We start from the raw sequence: 17,634 nt of genomic DNA, 5'->3' as shown, positions 1-17,634 counted from the left end.
GGGTCGAGGGGCCGTGCGCCCCGGGTGAACTCGGGGCGCACGGCTCGGCTGCCGCTCCGGCGCGCCGATGGTGTCGGTGATGCCCTCCACGACCGCCCCGCCGCGGCGCCGCGTCCTGCCGCCCGGTCCGCTGCTCCTGGGCCCCGCGGTGCTCGTCGCGCTGCTGGCCGTCGTCGAGTGCGCGACGGGGACCGCCGGGCTGACCGCGGCGGGCGGCGCGCTGGCAGCGGCGGCGGCCGGCGTCGTGCTGCGGCAGCAGGGCCCGATCCGCTCGCTCGAGGAGCGCGGCCTGTGGCGGTGGTGCGGCCGGTCGGTCACCGCGGTCGCCGCCGGGCTCGCCGCGGAGGCGGCGGTCGACCTGACGGTGCGCGGTCCGGCCGCGGGTGACCTGCGTGGGCTCGGCCTCACGGCCGGCGGCGTCGTCGCCGTGCTGTGCGCGCACCAGGGCATGCTGACCTGGAACCGGTTCCGGACCTCGGCCGTGCACCCGGTCGACTGGGTCAACTTCGCCGGGTCGACGCTCGGCACGCTCGCGCTGCTGGTCTGGGCGGTCGCGGTCGGCGTGCTGCCGGCCGACGGGCCGGGCCGGGCCGCCGAGGGGCACCTGCTCCGGGCGGCGGTGCTGATCGTGCTGGCGGTGATGACCCTGGTCGTGACCGTGCTGGGCGGGCTCCGGGACGACCCGCGCGCGTGGCTGCTGCTGACGGGCCTGGGCGCGATGGCCGCGGTCGAGCTGGTGCTGCTCCCCTGGCTGCCGGCCGACGGCGCGCCCGCGGTCCCCGCCGTCGTCTGCTGGGCCGCGCTGACCCTGGTCACCGCACGGGCGGGCACGATCAAGCCGCCGCCGCTGCGCGGGCACTTCGCCTCCACGCTCGTGGTGACGACCTGCGCCATGATCGCCATCGCCGCGAGCACCGTCGTGCTGGTGCTGGACAGCCTGCGCCCGACGGGGACCCCGTGGGTCGCGCTGCTCGCCGCCGCGGGGGTCGGCGGCGGCTGCGCGCAGCTGCTGCGCACCGCCAGCGAGCTCGCGGCGCTGGCCGCCACCCGCAAAGAGGCCCGGACCGACCCGCTCACCGGGGTGGCCAACCGCCGCGCGATGCTCGAGGTGGCCGACCGGTTCGCCGCGGCGCGCACCGGGGCGGCGTTGCTGGTCATCGACCTCGACCGGTTCAAGGACGTCAACGACCGGTACGGCCACCCGGCGGGCGACGCCGTGATCCGGACCGTCAGCCGGCGGCTCCAGGCCCGCCTGGACGGCAGCGCGCTCCTCGCGCGGTTCGGGGGCGACGAGTTCGGCGTCGTGCTGGACCACCACGACGTCGGGCAGGCCACGGCGGTCGCGCACGCGCTGCGCGACGCCGTCCGCGAGCCGATCGAGGTCACCGGCCGGGTGGTCCGGCTCGACGCGAGCATCGGCGTCGCCAGCACGGCGTTCGGCGACCACCGCGACGGGGAGCTGGTGCGCTGGGCCGACACCGCGATGTACGCGGCCAAGCGGGCCGGGGGCGGCGTGCGCGTCTACGACGAGGCGGCCGACGCGCGCGACCGCGACGAGATGGCCCTGGCCGACGAGCTGCGCGCCCTGCTCTCCGCGGCGGAGGGCGACGACCGGCACGGCGTCCTGGAGCTGCACTACCAGCCGCAGCTCGACTGCGCGGACGGGCGGGTGGTCGGCATGGAGGCGCTCGTCCGCTGGGCGCACCCGGAGCGCGGCCTGCTGCCCCCGGCCGCGTTCGTCGACCTGGCCGAGCAGACCGGGTCGATGTTCGCCCTCACCGAGCGGGTCCTGGCGCAGGCCACCCGGACCGCCGCGCGGTGGCAGGACGAGGGCCGCGACCTCCCGGTGGCGGTGAACCTGTCGACGTCCTGCCTGGGCCACCCGCGGCTGCTCGCGACGCTCGACGACGCGCTCGCCGCCGCGGGGCTGCGCGCGGCGGGCCTGGTCGTCGAGATCACCGAGACGACGCTGATGCACGACCCGCCGCACGCCGTGGCCGTGACCCGGGCGATCGCGGACCGCGGCATCGGGCTGGCGATCGACGACTACGGGTCGGGGTACTCGTCGCTGACGTACCTCAACGAGCTGCCCGCGGGCGAGCTCAAGCTCGACCGGTCGTTCACCGCCCGGCTGACGACCGACGCGCGCACCCGGGCGATCGTGTCCGGGACGCTCGAGCTCGCGCACCACCTGGGACTGCGGCTGATCGCCGAGGGCGTCGAGGACGCCGCGACGGACGAGGCGCTGCGCCGCATGGGCTGCGACCGCACCCAGGGGTACCTGCACGGCCGGCCGATGCCGCGGGCCGACGCCGACGCCTGGCTCCGCGCCCGCGACACGGCTCCGCGCACCCCCGCCCCGGCCTGACCCCGGGCCCCCGCCGGCCCCCTGGGCCCCGCCGATCCCCGATCACCACCCGGTCGCCGCGAGCCCACCCGGTCGATCGGGTGGGCTCGCGACGATCAGCGGGGCGCCAGGACGGCGCCCGGGGCCGGCCCGGGTCAGCGCGGGTCGGCGGGAGCGGCCGCGGCCTCCGGGGCCGCCAGCGGGAAGAGGCGCGCGAGGACGTCCGCCAGGGTCACCACGCCGAGGGTCCGGCCGCCGTCGAGCACCAGCGCCAGGTGCTGGCGCCCCTCGCGCATCTGCGTCAGCGCCCCCGACACCGGCGCGTCGGCCTCGAGCCGCAGCACCGGGCGCGCCAGCGTCCCCACGGGCGCGGTGTCCGGGTGCGCCAGGGTGTCCCGCACGTGCACGACCCCGTCGAGCCGGTCGCCGGTGCCGACGAGCACCCGGAGGTGCCCGGAGGCCTGCGTGGCGAGCCGGACGTCCGCCATCGTCGCGTCCGGCGCGACGGCCGTCGGCGACCCGCCCGCGCGGACCAGGTCCCGGACGGTCAGCGACTGCAGCTCCAGCGCCCCGGTGAGCTGCCGGGAGTACGACGCGTCCAGCGCGCCGACGTTGGCGGAGTGCTCGACCAGGTGACGCAGGTCGTCCGGGTTCTGCCCGGTGGCGACCTGGTCGGCCGGCTCGACGCCGACCCGCCGCAGGCACCAGTTCGCCGCCTGGTTGAGCACGCGCAGCAGCGGCCGGGTCAGCCACATGAACGCGCGCATCGGGGTGGCCAGCAGGATCGCGGACGTCTCGGGGTGGGCGATCGCCCAGGACTTCGGCGCCATCTCGCCGACGACCAGGTGCAGGAACGTCACGATGATCAGCGCCAGGACGAACCCGGCCACGTCCGCGAGCCAGAGCGCGACGCCCCAGCCCTCGAACAGCGGCGTCAGCCAGTGGTGCACCGCGGGCTTGGTGACGGCGCCGAGCGCCAGGGTGCACGCGGTGATGCCGAGCTGGGACCCGGCGAGCAGCACGGTGAGCTCGGTCGAGCTGCGCAGGGCGGCCCGGGCGGACCGGCTGCGCGGGGCGGCCTCCTCCAACCGGTACCGCTTGGCGGCGAGCGCCGCGAACTCGACGGCCACGAAGAACGCCGACAGGGCGATCAGGCCGACGGTCACGATCACGACGACGAGGGGGCTCATCGGTTCTCCTCCTGGTCGCGCTCGACGGCGTCGGCGCGCTCGTCCTCGGTGGGCGGCGGGTCGGCGGGCACGGTCACCCGCACCAGCGCCGGGACGTGCCGCTCGATCTCCAGCACGTCGACCCGCATCCACACGGGGTCCGGGTCGCCCGCGTGCGCGAGCTCGCCCGGGTCGTCCGGGAGCAGCAGCACGACGCTGGTCCCGGCGGCGGGCAGAGAGCCGTGCGCCGCGATGGCGAGGCCGCCGATCGTCTCCCAGTCGCCGGCGGGCAGGTCGCGGCCCACGGCGCGCTCGACCTCGTCGACGTGGACGTCGCCCGCCATGGTCCAGGCGCCGTCGTCCTCCGCGAGGGTCGGCGCGTGCACGCCGGTGTCGTGCTCGTCGGTGATCTCGCCGACGAGCTCCTCCGCGAGGTCCTCGAACGTCAGCACGCCGGCGAAGCCGCCGTACTCGTCCAGCACGCAGGCCAGCTGGTCGCGCCCCGCGGCGAGCTGGCGCAGCGCGTCGGGCAGGGCCATCGACGTCGGCACCAGCTCCGGCGCGCGCATGAGCCGCTCGACGGGCTCGCCGGGCTCGGTGGCGACCAGGACGTCCTGCAGGTGCACGACGCCCAGCACCTCGTCGTCCGGGGACAGCACCGGGTACCGGGAGTGCCCGCTGGCCATCTGCTCCCGGACCTCGCCCACGGTGGCGCCGGCGCGCACGACGTCGACCCGCGAGCGCGGGATCATCGCGTGCTCGACGTCCTGGTCCGGGAAGTCGAGGATCCGGTCCAGCAGGACCGACAGCTCCCGCGGCAGGTCCCCCGACTCGGCGGACTCGGCGACGATGTGCTCCAGGTCGCGCGCGGTCGCGGAGTGCTCGACGTCGTGGACCGGCTCGATGCGCAGCAGCCGCAGCAGGGCGTTCGACGCGGAGTCGAACACCCGGATCAGCCAGCCGAACACGGTGAGGTACGCGGTCGTCGACGACGCCAGCTTCACGGCCACGGGCTCCGGGCGCGCGATCGCGAGGTTCTTCGGGAACAGCTCGCCGAACAGCATCTGCACCAGCGTCGACAGCAGCAGCGCGAACACGGTGCCGACGGCCACGCCGACCGCGGTCGGCACGCCGACGCCACCCAGGGCCTCGCCGAGCGCGTCGCCGATCAGCGGCTCCGCGACGTACCCGACGAGCAGGCCGGTGACGGTGATGCCCAGCTGGGCGCCGGACAGCATGAACGAGGTGCGCCGGGTCACGGTGAGCGCGCGGCGCGCACCGGCGTCACCGTCGGCGGCGCGGGCGTTCAGCCGCGACCGGTCGACGGCCATGTACGCGAACTCCTGCGCGACGAAGTACCCGGTCGCGGCGGTGATCGCCAGCACGACGAGCACGCCCAGGAGCAGGGACAGCACCCACATCAGATCTCACCCCCCGTCGCCGTCTCGCGCGGGCGCAGGGGGTGACTACTACTGTCGCCGTCCATCTCTCTCCAGGTCGGGGGCACGATCGACTCCCCCAACGCACGAGCCGGCATCCCGGTTCCCGCCGACCCGGGACGAAGGTCCCGGCCGTCAGACCCAGTAGCCCGACGACGCCGAGTACGCGCCCTGGTACTGCCCGCGGCGCAGCCGGATGGCGTTGCGCTTGAGGTCGTACGCCAGCAGCCGCCACTCCGGCAGGGTCCACCGCCGTGCCACCGAGACCAGCGCCCGCGCCCGGTCGGCGGGCGGCACCGGGGCCACCAGCGGCTCGGCGAGCATCCGGTAGGCGAGGTACCACTGCGGGAACGCCACGGGGCGCCGGAACGCCGGGTCGTAGCTGCGCACCTGCACGATGGGGTCCGCGCCCACGGCCTTGCTGTTCTGGTTGTCGTGCCGCCGGCAGCGGAACAGCCGCTCGGGGACCACGACCCACTCCGCCCGCAGCGCCGACCGGATGCCCAGCACGATGTCCCCGCCGAAGAACCGCGGGTGCCCGCCCATGGCCCGCAGCGCGTCGGTGCGCAGCATCCCGCCCCAGGCGATGGCCTGCCACGACGAGCGGCGCAGCAGCTGGTCGACCCGCTCCGCGGGGGCGAGGCCGAGGTAGGACAGGTCCTCGTCGTCCATGTACCCGACGACGTCGCCCGCGGCGTCCACCAGCGTCACCCGCGGGAACGCGATGTCGGCCGCGGGGTGCGCGAGCAGCGCCTCCCGGCACCGCACGAGGTGCTGCGGCTCCACCACGTCGTCGGCGGCGTTCCACAGGAACAGCGGCGCGCGCGCCAGGTCGAGCACCCGGTTGAAGTTCCACGGCACGCCCCGGTTCTGCTCGGAGCGCACGTACCGGAACCGCGGGTCCGCCTCGGCGAACGCCCGGGCGATCTTGCCCGTCTCGTCGGTCGACCCGTTGTCGGAGACGATCACCTCGATGTCGCGGAGGTCCTGGTCCCGCAGCGCGGTGAGCGCCTCCTCGAGGTAGAGGTCGCCGTTGTAGACGGGCACGCCCACGCTCACCAGGGGCGCGGGGCGGTCGTCTGCCGGCCGCGCGGGCACGGCGTCGTCGGGCAGCTGCACGGGCGGGCCTCCCTGGTGACGCACCCGGGCCGACCGCTCCGCCTGCCCGATATGTGACGTTTGCGGGGATCGTACGCGCGATTCACCCGGATGCGCGCCTGATCGGCGGCACGGGTTCACCCGCGCGTGGCCGGCGGGGTCAGCGTCCCGGCGCGTCCCCGTCCTGGAGCCCGAGGTGCACGACGAGCAGGGCGATGTCGTCCTCGGGCGCGTCCCCCGCCGCCCCGCGCGCCAGCACGGCGTCCGCGAGGAACGCGGCGTCGAGCGTCGCGGACCCCGCTGCCCGGGCCTGCGCCTCCGGCGCCAGCTCCGTGACGAGCTCCGCCAGCGCGTCGATGCCCTCCTGCAGGTGCGCCCCGCGCCGCTCGACCAGCCCGTCGGTGTAGAGCAGCACGGTCGACCCGCGCGGCAGCTCGACCACCGAGTCGGTGCGCGCGTTCTCCGGCGACACCCCGAGCACCAGCTCGGGCCGCGGCGCGCGCAGCTCGCGCACGGTGCCGTCCGGCGCGACCAGGAGCGGCGGCAGGTGGCCGGCGTTGGTCCAGCGGAACCGGGTCGTGCCCGCCGCACGGTCCTCGGCCGTCTGCTCGAGCCGGCCGACCAGCGCGGTCGCCATCGCGTCGACCCGCAGCGTGTCCAGCGCGGCGTCCAGGGAGCGCAGCACCTCGGCCGGGCTGCCGCCGGTGGTCGCCGCGATGCCGCGCAGCAGGGTGCGCACCTGGCTCATCACCGCCGCGGCGTGCCGGTCGTGGCCCATCACGTCGCCGATCACGACGACGGTCGACCCCGAGGGCTGGAGGAACGCGTCGTACCAGTCGCCGCCGACCTGGGCCGCCCGGGCCGCCGGCACGTACCGGACCGCGATCTCGAGGTCGTCCGGCTGGGCGGGCGCCGACAGCAGCGCGCGCTGGAGCGTCTCGGCCATCCGGCGCTGCCCCTCGTACAGGCGGGCGTTGTCCAGCGCGAGCCCGGCCCGGTCGGCGACCTGGACGAGCAGCGCGAGGTCCTCCTCGGCGAGGTCCGCGTGCCCCTCGTCCAGGAAGAGCGAGATCGCGCCGACCGTGCGGCCGCGGGCCCGCATCGGCACCGCGTACCCGGTGCGGGGCGCGAGCTCGGCGAACACGTCGCGCGCCTCCCCGGCCAGGAGCGGCAGGATCGCGGCGGTCGCGCCCGGGATGACCACGGGCTCCCCGGACCTCAGCGCGCGGTGCAGGAACGAGGTCGGCGAGAGCGCGCGGAGCCGGAGCTGCGTGTAGCGGGCCACCGCGCGCCGGCGCGCGGGATCCGCGTGGTAGCCCGCGATGTCCCGGAGCTGCCGGTCCTCGTCCCAGAGGGTCACCAGTGCCCACGAGCCGAAGTGCCGGACGACGTGCCGCGCGAGCCGGCCCACCGCGTACTCGGTGTCCAGCGTGGCGCTCAGGTCCTCCCCCACGGTGGCGAGCAGGGCCAGGCGGCTGGTCGCCGCGTCCGCCTCGGCGAGGGCGGCCGCGCGCTGCTCCTCGAGCCGGCGGCGCTCGGTGATGTCGTGGAAGTAGACCGACAGCCCGTCCGGCCCGGGGTGCGCCCGGACCTCGTACCAGCCGTCGAGCGGCGGCGGGTAGTACGCCTCGAAGGACCGCGCGGTGCCCGACTCGGCCGCCCCGCGGTAGTGCTCCTCGAACGCCGACCCGACCGACAGCGGGAACAGGTCCCAGATCACGCCGCCGAGCAGCTCGCCGCGGGTGCGCCCGAGCACCCGCTCGGCCTCGGCGTTGACGTAGGTGAACCGCCACGCGTCGTCCAGCAGGAAGAACGCGGTCTGCATGGTCTCGAGCACCCGCGCGATCCGGGCGTCCGCCTCGCGCTCGACGGTGGTGTCGTACGCCGCGCCGAGTACCCGCACCGCGGTGCCGTCCGGGCCGGGCAGCGCCATGCCCTTCGCCTTCACCCAGCGCAGGCCGCCCGAGGGGTGCACGACCCGGTACTCGGCGGTGTACTGCGCGACGCGGTCGATCGCGTCCCGGAGCGCCTCCGCGACGCGCGCGCGGTCGTCCGGGTGCAGGCACGCCTCGAACGCCTCGATCGTGCCGCCGAACGTCCCGGGCTCCAGGCCGAAGATCGCGTGCAGCTCGTCGTCCCAGGCGAGCACGCCCGTCGCGAGGTCCCAGTCGAAGCTGCCGACCTCGCCCGCGGTCACCGCGAGCTGCCACCGCACCCGGTCGGCCTCGTACTCCACGGCCAGCGCCGACAGCTCCAGCTCCGCGACGGCCGAGGCCGCCAGGTCGGTCAGCACGAGCACGTCGTCGGTCGACCAGGCGCGCACCTGGGCGTCGTACACGCAGAGCGCGCCGACGACGTGGCCGTCCTTGCCGACCAGCGGCACGCCGAGGTACGCCCGCACCCCGCCGTCGGCCACCACGTCGAGGTCGCGCAGCCGGTCGTCCCTGCGGGCGTCCGCGACGACGAGCGGCCGGCCGAGCCGCGCGGTCACGGCGCACACCCGGTCCTGGAGCGCGCTGCGCGTGCCGGAGGCGCCGACGACCGGCCCGGCGTCCGCGGGCACCGGGGCGCCGGTGCCGGCGCTGGGGACGTCGGCCAGCAGGGACACCTGCGAGGAGGAGGCGTCGAGGAGCCGGGACGCGAGCTGCGCCAGGCGCTCCAGGGCGGGGTTGCCGACCGACGTCAGCAGGCGCTGCGCCGCGGCCTGGGGCGACGGCGTCGCGGGGCTCCCCGCGGGATGGTCGGGCACGGGTCCCTCCATCTGTCGCGGCCTGCGTGCAGCATAGGCGAGGGTGGGGGTCCCGCGGCCCGGTCCGGCCGCGGGACCCCCTGCTCAGGAGGAGGCGAGCACGTGGGTCGGCGCGCCGCCGTCCGCGCGGTCGGCCGGCTCGCCCGGGGCCACCCGGTCCCGGTCGTCCGCCATGAGGAACCGCGCCACCAGGGTCACCGCCAGGATCACGCCGGCCATGATCAGGTACGAGTGGGCGAACCCGATCGCCGCGTACGAGGCGCCGAACACCGACGCGAAGATCGCGATGCCGATCTGCTTGGCGAAGTTGAAGCCCAGCATGTACGCGGTGGCGGAGATCCGGACGTCGAACATCCGGGTGATGTACTTCATGACCGACACCAGCAGGAACGGCATCTCGATGGCGGCCAGCAGGCGCCAGGCGATGAGCAGCCACTCGTGCGTGAAGAACGCCGAGCCGAGCACCCGCACCAGCAGGATCGCCGCGAACACCATGAGGCCCTTGCGGGCGCCGATCTTGTTGACGATGAACGGCGCGGCGACCATGAACGCCGCCTCGGCGAAGATCTGCACCGCCACGACCCGGGAGAACAGCACCTCGGGGTCCCCGCTGGCGACGAACGTGGCGAAGTAGTTCGGGAACTGCTGGTCGAACACGTCGTACAGCGCCGCGGTGCCGAACATCAGCACGACGAAGCCGAGGAAGTTCCGGTCGCGCAGCAGGGCGAGCACGGTCTCCTTCGAGACCTTCGTGCCGCCCGAGCCGGCGTCGGCCCCGGCGCCCGCGGCCTGCGCTCCGTCGCCCCGGGGCACCCGGGCCACGAACAGCAGCGTGCCCAGCACGATCGCCGACACCGAGCCGGCCCACCAGATGCTGTCCGGGTTGGCGGCCCAGATGAACCCGCCGACCAGCGCCGCGGTGCCGCCCGCGAGCGAGCCGAACAGCCGGGCGTGGCCGTACTCGTAGCCGTTGGCGCGGCTGGCCCGCTCGCTGAACGCCTCCACGACGCCGACGCCCGAGTTCAGGCACAGGCTGAGGAACACGCCGCCGACGACCGCCGCCAGGTACTCGTTCACGCCGATCAGCGGCTGGAACACGAACACGAAGAACGGCCCCATGAACGCGGCGCAGAGCACGACGAACGCGAACAGGTACTTCTTGAACCCGAGCCGGTCCTGGAGGAACCCGTAGACCGGCTGGAGCGCGAGCGCGGTGATCGCGGAGACGGTGCTGACGACGCCGATCGCGCCGGTGCCCATGCCCTCGCGGGCGAGCCACAGCGGCAGGAACGTGAACGCGAGCTGCCAGATGGCGAAGTAGAAGAAGAACAGCCCGCCGTAGTTCCAGAACACTCCGCGCTTCAGCGACTCCAGGGCGCTCGGGCGCTGCTCTGCGGCGGGGGTGGTGCTGGTGGTCACTTCGGGTCTCCGGCGGGGCTGAGGACCTCGGTCGAGGTCGGGGTGGGACGGGTGTCGGGCACGGGCGTGCCCCAGACGGGGTCGCCGTGGTCGTCGAACGGCAGGACCTGGGCGCGGGCGTGCCGGTTGGGGTCCCACAGCGGGTCGCCGACGATCTCGGTGTAGGTGCGGGCGTGGTAGACGAGCACCGGGGTGCCGTCGGGCAGCTCGGTGAACGAGTTGTGCCCCGGCCCGTACTGGCCCGCCGCCGGGTCGGACACGAACACCGGCGTCTCGCTCTTGGTCCACGACGCCGGGTCGAGCAGGTCGGACCCCAGGTCGGCGGTCAGCACGCCCATCGCGTAGTCGATGCCGGTCGCGGCGCCCGAGTACGTGAGGAAGACGCGGCCGCCGCGGACCAGGACCGAGGGGCCCTCGTTGACCCAGAACCCCTTGACCTCCCAGTCGAACTCCGGGCGGGACAGCTCGACCGCCGGCCCGGCCAGCGTCCAGGGGTTGGCCATCGGGGCGATGTACAGGTTGGAGTGCCCGCGCACGTCGAACGCCTGCTGCGCCCAGACCAGGTACTGGGTGCCGTCGATCACCGCGCTGGTCGCGTCGAGGGCGAACGACTCCCACCCGGTGTCGACCTGGCCCCGCTCGACCCACTGCCCCTCGAACGGGTCGGCGGCGGTGTTCTCCAGCACGTAGACCCGGTGGTTGAACGTCTCGGCGGTCCCGGGCACGTCGACCGTCCCGTGGTCGTCCGGGGCCGCGGCGTAGTACACGTACCAGGCGTCGCCGACGCGGTGGATCTCCGGCGCCCAGATCAGGTGCGACTGCGGGCCGGCGGCGTGCCGCTCCCAGATCGTCACCTCCTCGGCGGCCTGCAGGTCCTCCAGGCGCTCCGCGCGCCGGAGCACGATCCGGTCGTACAGCGGGTGCGAGCCCGTGAAGTAGTACTGCCCCCCGTGCCGCAGCACGCAGGGGTCCGCCCGCTGCAGCACGATCGGGTTCACGCCCACGCCGGCGTCGACGTCCGTCACTGTCGTCTCCTCGTCGAGAGCGCCGGGCTCGTCCCCGGCGGACTTCTCCATCGTTGTATGTTAACGCTCACACACGGTACGCCCGGTTGTCCAGCCGACAGCCGGGACGCTGGTCCCGGGCGCGTCCCCGACCCGGGCACCGGCCGCCGGTAGCCTGTCCGGCGCACCCGCCGCCGACCCCACGGAGCCCCGCATGCCCGCGCTCGACGACCCTGCCCCGCGCCCGGCGCCCGCCGCCCGCGGCTCCGGGCTCGCCCCGGGCGCCCGCGACTCCCGCATCCCGCCGCGGTGGCTGCCGCGCGCGCTCGCCATGGGGGTCGTCGCGGTGTTCGCCGGCATCCTGATCTGGCGCGCGGCCTCGATGCTCGGCAACGTCCTCACGATCATCGTCATCTCGTGGTTCGTGGCCCTCGCGATGGAGCCGATGATCCTGTGGCTCGGCCGGCACAAGGTGAAGCGGCCGCTCGCCACCGGGATCACGATGGTCGGCGCGCTCGTCCTCGGGATCGCGGTGCTCGGCCTGCTCGGCGGCCTGTTCGTCAACCAGCTCGTGGACCTCGTCCAGTCCATCCCCGGCTACTACGCGGACCTGCGCGCGATGGCCGCGGACCGGTTCGACGTCCAGCTCCCGCGGACCGACGAGCTGCTCGACAACGCCGGCGACTACGTCGGCAGCATCGCGCCCGGCGTCATCGGGGTCGGCACCTCGATCGCCGGTGGGCTGTTCACCGCCACCGCGGTCCTGCTGGTCGTCTACTACATGGCGAGCGCCGGCCCGAAGTTCCGCGCGGCCGTCTGCCGGTACCTGGCCCCGCACCGGCAGCGCGAGGTGCTGCGGGTGTGGGAGGTGTCGCAGGACAAGGTCGCCGGGTTCATCAACTCCCGGCTGGTGCTCGCCGCCATCTCGACCGTGGCGACCTGGGCCTTCCTGGCGCTGATCCAGATCCCGTACGCGCTGCCGCTGGCCGTGTTCACCGGCCTGGTCTCCCAGTTCATCCCGACCGTCGGCACCTACATCGGCGGCGCCCTGCCCGTGCTGGTGGCGCTCACCGTGTCGCCGCTGCGGGCCCTCGCGGTCCTGGCGTTCATCATCGCGTACCAGCAGATCGAGAACCTGGTGCTCACCCCCAAGGTGTCCCAGCGGTCGCTCGCGCTGAACCCGGCCGTCGCGTTCCTGTCGGTGATCGCCGCCGGGGCGGTGTTCGGCGCGCTGGGGGCGTTCCTGGCGCTGCCCGTCGTCGCGACCATCCAGGCCGTGCTGTCGACCTACCTGCGGCGGCACGAGCTCGTCGACCCCTCGCTGCTCCAGGAGGAGAACGTCGGCCGGCGCAAGGACGACGAGCCGCGCGACGGCGGGGACGAGCTCCGGCCCCCGGTCGCGCCGCCCGCCGAGCCCGCCTAGCGTCGGGCGCACCGGCGCCGCGCGGGTGCCGGACCCCGACCCGAGGAGGACGCGTGACCGACTCGACCGACGACTGGATCCCCGACACTCCCGGCGAGGACCCCGACGCGCCCGACGCCGAGCCCGAGCGGGACCTCGGCGGCGTCGACCGCGGCGACGACGTGGCCCAGGACCTCGAGGAGAACCTCGAGGACGGCGCGTTGACCGCCAGCCCGGACCCCCTCGACCCCCCGGACTGAGCCCGCCCGCGCGCGCACACCGCCCGCACCGCGCGAATGGATCCTTCCGCACCAACACGCCGGCGCGTGTCGGTGCGGAGGGATCCATTCGTGCGTCAGGGGCTCGCGAGCTCAGGCGTAGAAGACGTCCTCGACCGCCTGGCGGGAGCGGCGGGAGGCGCGCAGCCAGGCGTCCTCCAGGTCCTGGCCCGAGCCGGACGGGTAGCCCAGCACCGCGGCCAGGCCGGTCAGCACCTGGCGGTCGTGCGGCAGGACGTCCGCCGCGCCGCCGGTCCGGCCGGTCCACAGCACGAGCGCGTCCCGGAGCCGCGACGCGAGGTCCCAGGCCTCGGCGAGCACCGCCGCGTCGTCCTCGGACACCAGCCCGGCCTCCCGGGCCGCGGCGAGCGCGTCGAGCGTCGACGTCGTGCGCAGGCCGGGCACCGCGTGCGCGTGCCGGAGCTGCAGCAGCTGGGCGGTCCACTCGACGTCGGCGATCCCGCCGCGCCCGAGCTTGAGGTGCCGCGTCGGGTCGACGCCGCGCGGCAGCCGCTCGGACTCCACCCGGGCCTTGATGCGCCGGACCTCGCGCACGCCGGCGGCGTCCAGCCCGCCCGCCGGGTACCGCAGCGGGTCCGCCAGCGCGACGAACCGCTCCCCCAGCGCCGGGTCGCCCGCCACCGGCCGCGCCCGGAGCAGCGCCTGGCTCTCCCAGACCAGCGACCAGCGGGCGTAGTACTCGGCGTACGCGTCGAACGAGCGCACCAGCGGGCCGTTGCGGCCCTCCGGGCGCAGGTCCGCGTCCACCTCGAGGGCGGGTTCGGGACCGACCGCACCGAGCAGCGCGCGCAGCCGGGTGGCGACGCCGGTGGCGAACTCCTGCGCCAGCACGCCGTCGACCGCGCCGTCCGCCCCGCGCACCGGGTCGTGCACGAACAGCACGTCGGCGTCCGAGGTGTAGCCCATCTCGCGCCCCCCGAGCCGGCCCATCGCGACCACCAGCAACGCCGTCGGGTCGGCGTCGAGCCCGCGCGCGGCCCGCTCCTCCCACGCGGCCACCCGCAGCGCCCCGGCCAGCAGCACGTCGGCCGTGGCGGTCAGGCTGCGCGACGCCCGGGTGCCGGTCACCACGCCGAGCACGTCGGCGACCGCGGTGCGCGCCAGCTCCCGGCGCCGCAGCGCGCGCAGGGCGGTCGCGGCCGGCACCGGCTCGGACGCGCGGGTGAGGATCGCGTCCGCCTCGGCCGCCAGCCGGTCCTGGCTGCGCGGCTCGAGCTCGGCGTCGTCGTCCAGCCAGGCCACCGACTCCGGCGACCGGGCCAGCGCGTCCGCGACGTACCGCGAGGTCGACAGCGCGCGCGCCAGCCGCTCGGCGGCCGTGCCGGAGTCGCGGAGCATCTTGAGGTACCAGTGCGTCCCGCCGAGCGTCTCGGACAGCCGCCGGAACGCGAGCAGCCCGCCGTCGGGGTCCGGGCCGTCCGCGAACCAGCCGATCATCACCGGCAGCAGCTGCCGCTGGATCGCCGACCGCCGGGTCACGCCCTCGGTCAGCGCCGCGATGTGCCGGACGGCGCCGGCCGGGTCGCGGTAGCCGACGGCCGCCAGCCGCTCGCGCGCGGCCTCGGGCGCCAGGCTGACGTCCTCGGTGGACAGCTGCGCGGTCGCCGGGAGCAGCGGCCGGTAGAACAGCGCCTCGTGCAGGTCGCGGACCTCGCGGCGCACCTGCCGCCAGCGCTCGAGCAGCCCCTCGGCGCCCTCGGCACGCATCCCGAGCGACCGCGCGAGCCGGCGCAGGTCGGCCGCGGCGGTCGGCATCAGGTGGGTGCGGCGCAGCCGGTGCAGCTGGATCCGGTGCTCGATGGCCCGCAGGAACCGGTAGCAGACCGCGAGCTGCCCCGCGTGCTCGCGGCCGACGTACCCGGCGGCCGACAGCGCCGCCAACGCGGTGAGGGTGTTGCCGCTGCGGATCTCCGGGTCAGCGCGGCCGTGCACGAGCTGCAGCAGTTGCACGGTGAACTCGACGTCCCGGAGCCCGCCGACGCCGAGCTTGATCTGCCGGTCCGCCTCCGCGGCGGGCACGTTCTTCTCCACCCGGCGGCGCATGGCCTGGGAGTCGGAGACGAAGTTCTCCCGGCGGACCGCCTGCCAGACCATCGGGTTGGTCGCCTCGACGTACGCCCGGCCCAGCTCCGCGTCGCCGGCGAGCGGGCGGGCCTTGAGCAGCGCCTGGAACTCCCAGGTCTTGGCCCAGCGCTCGTAGTACGACCGGTGCGAGTCGAGCGTGCGCACCAGCGGGCCGTCCTTGCCCTCGGGGCGCAGCGCGGCGTCGACCGGCCACAGCGCGGGCTCGCCGGACGGCGCGGCGCACGCGCGGGCCATCGCGGTCGCGAGCCGGGTGCCCGCGGCCAGGGCCTCGGCCTCGTCGGCGCCCTCGACAGGCTCGGCGACGTAGACCACGTCCACGTCGCTCACGTAGTTGAGCTCGCGGCCGCCGGTCTTGCCCATGCCGATGACGGCGAGGCGCACCGAGGCGCCGTGGTCGTCGAGCTCGGCGCGGGCCAGCGCCAGCGAGGCCTCCAGCGCGGCGGCGGCCAGGTCCGCGAGGGCGGCGGCGACGCCCGGCAGCCGGGTCAGCGGCTCGCCGGACGTGAGGTCGGTGGCGGCGATCCGCAGCAGCCGGCGCCGGTACGCGCGGCGCATGGCGTCCACGCCGTCCGGCCCCGCCGTGCCCGCGACCGGCACCGCGGCGGCCGGGTCCGCGCCGACGGCCGCCAGCAGCTCCGCCCGCACCTCGCCGACCGGCACGCCCGTGCCCGGGGCGTCGTCCAGGACCACGTCCAGGTGCTCGGGGTGCGCGCTGAGGTCGTCGCCGAGCGCCACGGACGCGCCGACGACGGCCAGCAGCCGGTCCCGGGCCGGGCCGTCCTCGGCGAGCGCGGCGGCGAGCCGGTCGCGGCGCGGGGCGTCCGGCTCGACGGCGCCGGCGATCTTCGCGAGCGAGAGCAGGGCCTGGTCCGGGTCGGCGGACTCGGCGAGCGCGGGGACCAGCACCTCGGTGGCGAGCGCGGCGCCCCCCGGGAGGCCGTCGGGTCCGGGAGCGGCGCGCGGCGCGTCGTCGTCGGGGACGGCCTCGTCGCCACCCACCAGCCGCAGCAGCGCGGCATCGGCCAGCAGCCGCTCCGCGCGCGCGACGTCCGCGAACCCGGCGCGGGTCAGCCGACCCGCGAGCGTGCTGCCCCGACCGACCGACGTGCTGCTCACGCGCCCACGCTACCGACCCCGGCACCCCCGCCGCCCCACGCGCTCCCCACACCCGCCCTCCAGGACGCCGAGCATGCAGAAGATGCGGGGTTCCTGGGCCGGGAACCCCGCATCTTCTGCGATCTCGACGCGACGGCGGCGGTGTCGGCGACGGGTCAGAGCATCGGGAGGAAGCGGCGCAGCTCGTAGGGGGTGACCTGGGAGCGGTACTCCTCCCACTCGCGCTTCTTGTTCTTCAGCACGAAGTCGAAGACGTGCTCGCCGAGCGTCTCCGCGACCAGCTCGGACCGCTCCATGACGGCGATCGCGTTCTCCAGCGTCGCCGGCAGCGGCTCGATGCCCAGCGCGCGGCGCTCGGCGTCGGTCAGCTCCCACACGTCGTCGTCGGCGCCCTCGGGCAGCTCGTAGCCCTCCTCGACGCCCTTGAGGCCGGCGGCCAGCAGCACCGCGAACGCCAGGTACGGGTTGGTGGCCGAGTCGACCGCGCGGTACTCGATGCGCGCCGAGTTGGACTTGCCCGGCTTGTACATCGGCACCCGGACCAGCGCGGACCGGTTGTTGTGGCCCCAGCAGATGTACGACGGGGCCTCGGAGCCGCCCCAGAGCCGCTTGTACGAGTTCGTGAACTGGTTCGTCACCGCGGTGATCTCGGCGGCGTGCTTGAGCAGGCCGGCGATGAACGAGCGCGCGGTCTTCGACAGCTCCAGGTGCCCGCCCGGCTCGTGGAAGGCGTTCCGGTCGCCCTCGAACAGCGACAGGTGCGTGTGCATGCCCGAGCCCGGCTGGTCGGCCAGCGGCTTCGGCATGAAGGACGCGAACACCCCCTGCTCCAGCGCGACCTCCTTGACCACCGTGCGGAACGTCATGATGTTGTCCGCGGTGGTCAGGGCGTCGGCGTACCGCAGGTCGATCTCGTTCTGGCCCGGGCCGGCCTCGTGGTGGGAGAACTCCACCGAGATGCCCATGGACTCCAGCATGGTGATCGCGGCGCGCCGGAAGTCGTGCGCGGTGCCGCGCGGCACGTGGTCGAAGTAGCCGCCCTGGTCGACGGGGACCAGCGGCTGCGTCGGGTCGGCGGGGGCGTCGAACAGGTAGAACTCGACCTCGGGGTGCGTGTAGAAGGTGAAGCCCTTCTCGCTCGCCCGGGCCAGCGCGCGCTTGAGGACGTTGCGGGAGTCGGCCAGGGACGGCTCGCCCTCGGGGGTGAGGATGTCGCAGAACATCCGCGCGGTGCCGTGCCGCTCCCCGCGCCAGGGCAGCACCTGGAAGGTCGTCGGGTCGGGCTTGGCGATCATGTCCGCCTCGTAGACCCGGGTCAGGCCCTCGATCGAGGAGCCGTCGAACCCGATGCCCTCCGAGAACGCCGCCTCGAGCTCCGCCGGCGCGACGGCGACGGACTTCAGCGTCCCCAGCACGTCGGTGAACCAGAGCCGGATGAAACGGATGTCGCGCTCCTCCACGGTGCGGAGGACGAACTCCTGCTGCCTGTCCATGGGGGACATCCTGC

Annotated in this window: 11 protein-coding genes; 3 read left to right on the top strand and 8 right to left on the bottom strand. The window is 75.2% G+C overall.

Annotation, left to right across the window (positions count from 1 at the left end; genetic code table 11):
* Window positions 1-79 precede the first annotated feature (79 nt).
* Window positions 80-2,368, top strand: a complete 2,289-nt coding sequence (locus tag FS882_RS19795) for a putative bifunctional diguanylate cyclase/phosphodiesterase (RefSeq protein ID WP_158375810.1) — start codon at window positions 80-82, stop codon at window positions 2,366-2,368.
* Between the two features lie 134 nt (window positions 2,369-2,502).
* On the opposite strand, the gene FS882_RS19790 is transcribed toward FS882_RS19795, so the two are convergent.
* From FS882_RS19790 to FS882_RS19765, 6 genes are all read right to left on the bottom strand, one after another.
* Entirely contained in the window at window positions 2,503-3,537 is a 1,035-nt protein-coding gene (locus FS882_RS19790; RefSeq protein ID WP_158375808.1) for a hemolysin family protein, read from the bottom strand.
* Window positions 3,534-4,937, bottom strand: coding sequence for a hemolysin family protein (locus tag FS882_RS19785; protein ID WP_222848273.1), 1,404 nt, complete (start codon window positions 4,935-4,937; stop codon window positions 3,534-3,536). The genes FS882_RS19790 and FS882_RS19785 overlap by 4 nt, the downstream gene beginning before the upstream one ends.
* A gap of 153 nt (window positions 4,938-5,090) precedes the next feature.
* Window positions 5,091-6,074: a glycosyltransferase family 2 protein gene (locus FS882_RS19780; protein ID WP_187365395.1), complete on the bottom strand. Its 984-nt coding sequence runs from the start codon at window positions 6,072-6,074 to the stop codon at window positions 5,091-5,093.
* 139 nt (window positions 6,075-6,213) lie between these two features.
* A complete protein-coding gene (locus FS882_RS19775; protein ID WP_222848272.1) occupies window positions 6,214-8,802 on the bottom strand; it encodes a SpoIIE family protein phosphatase in 2,589 nt (862 codons plus the stop codon).
* An 84-nt stretch (window positions 8,803-8,886) separates the two neighbouring features.
* Window positions 8,887-10,221: an oligosaccharide MFS transporter gene (locus FS882_RS19770; RefSeq protein ID WP_158375800.1), complete on the bottom strand. Its 1,335-nt coding sequence runs from the start codon at window positions 10,219-10,221 to the stop codon at window positions 8,887-8,889.
* On the bottom strand, window positions 10,218-11,297 hold the full coding sequence (locus FS882_RS19765; RefSeq protein ID WP_158375798.1) for a family 43 glycosylhydrolase: 1,080 nt from the start codon (window positions 11,295-11,297) through the stop codon (window positions 10,218-10,220). The genes FS882_RS19770 and FS882_RS19765 overlap by 4 nt, the downstream gene beginning before the upstream one ends.
* A gap of 142 nt (window positions 11,298-11,439) precedes the next feature.
* On the opposite strand from FS882_RS19765, the gene FS882_RS19760 reads away from it, so the two are divergent.
* Together FS882_RS19760 and FS882_RS19755 are read left to right on the top strand one after the other, a co-directional pair.
* On the top strand, window positions 11,440-12,648 hold the full coding sequence (locus FS882_RS19760) for an AI-2E family transporter (protein WP_158375796.1): 1,209 nt from the start codon (window positions 11,440-11,442) through the stop codon (window positions 12,646-12,648).
* Window positions 12,649-12,701: 53 nt separating this feature from the next.
* Window positions 12,702-12,887 (top strand): hypothetical protein, encoded by a 186-nt coding sequence (locus FS882_RS19755; protein ID WP_147796360.1) that lies wholly within the window; start codon window positions 12,702-12,704, stop codon window positions 12,885-12,887.
* A gap of 111 nt (window positions 12,888-12,998) precedes the next feature.
* Here FS882_RS19755 and FS882_RS19750 read toward each other — a convergent pair whose 3' ends face one another.
* Window positions 12,999-16,127: a bifunctional [glutamine synthetase] adenylyltransferase/[glutamine synthetase]-adenylyl-L-tyrosine phosphorylase gene (locus tag FS882_RS19750; RefSeq protein WP_158375794.1), complete on the bottom strand. Its 3,129-nt coding sequence runs from the start codon at window positions 16,125-16,127 to the stop codon at window positions 12,999-13,001.
* 155 nt (window positions 16,128-16,282) lie between these two features.
* Window positions 16,283-17,620, bottom strand: coding sequence for a glutamine synthetase family protein (locus tag FS882_RS19745; RefSeq protein ID WP_158375792.1), 1,338 nt, complete (start codon window positions 17,618-17,620; stop codon window positions 16,283-16,285).
* Window positions 17,621-17,634: the final 14 nt, after the last annotated feature.

This window comes from Cellulosimicrobium cellulans, from assembly GCF_007679345.1.
GTDB lineage: Bacteria > Actinomycetota > Actinomycetes > Actinomycetales > Cellulomonadaceae > Cellulomonas > Cellulomonas cellulans_A.
The sequence above is the reverse complement of the archived record's forward strand: the minus strand, read 5'-3'. Positions and strand labels throughout refer to the sequence as shown.

Excerpts from the sequence above, each read along its gene's own strand:
- FS882_RS19795 (WP_158375810.1), top strand. The coding sequence starts at position 80 with ATGCCCTCCACGACCGCCCCGCCGCGGCGCCGCGTCCTGCCGCCCGGT.
- FS882_RS19790 (WP_158375808.1), bottom strand. The coding sequence starts at position 3,537 with ATGAGCCCCCTCGTCGTCGTGATCGTGACCGTCGGCCTGATCGCCCTG.
- FS882_RS19785 (WP_222848273.1), bottom strand. The coding sequence starts at position 4,937 with ATGTGGGTGCTGTCCCTGCTCCTGGGCGTGCTCGTCGTGCTGGCGATC.
- FS882_RS19765 (WP_158375798.1), bottom strand. The coding sequence starts at position 11,297 with ATGGAGAAGTCCGCCGGGGACGAGCCCGGCGCTCTCGACGAGGAGACG.
- FS882_RS19760 (WP_158375796.1), top strand. The coding sequence starts at position 11,440 with ATGCCCGCGCTCGACGACCCTGCCCCGCGCCCGGCGCCCGCCGCCCGC.
- FS882_RS19745 (WP_158375792.1), bottom strand. The coding sequence starts at position 17,620 with ATGGACAGGCAGCAGGAGTTCGTCCTCCGCACCGTGGAGGAGCGCGAC.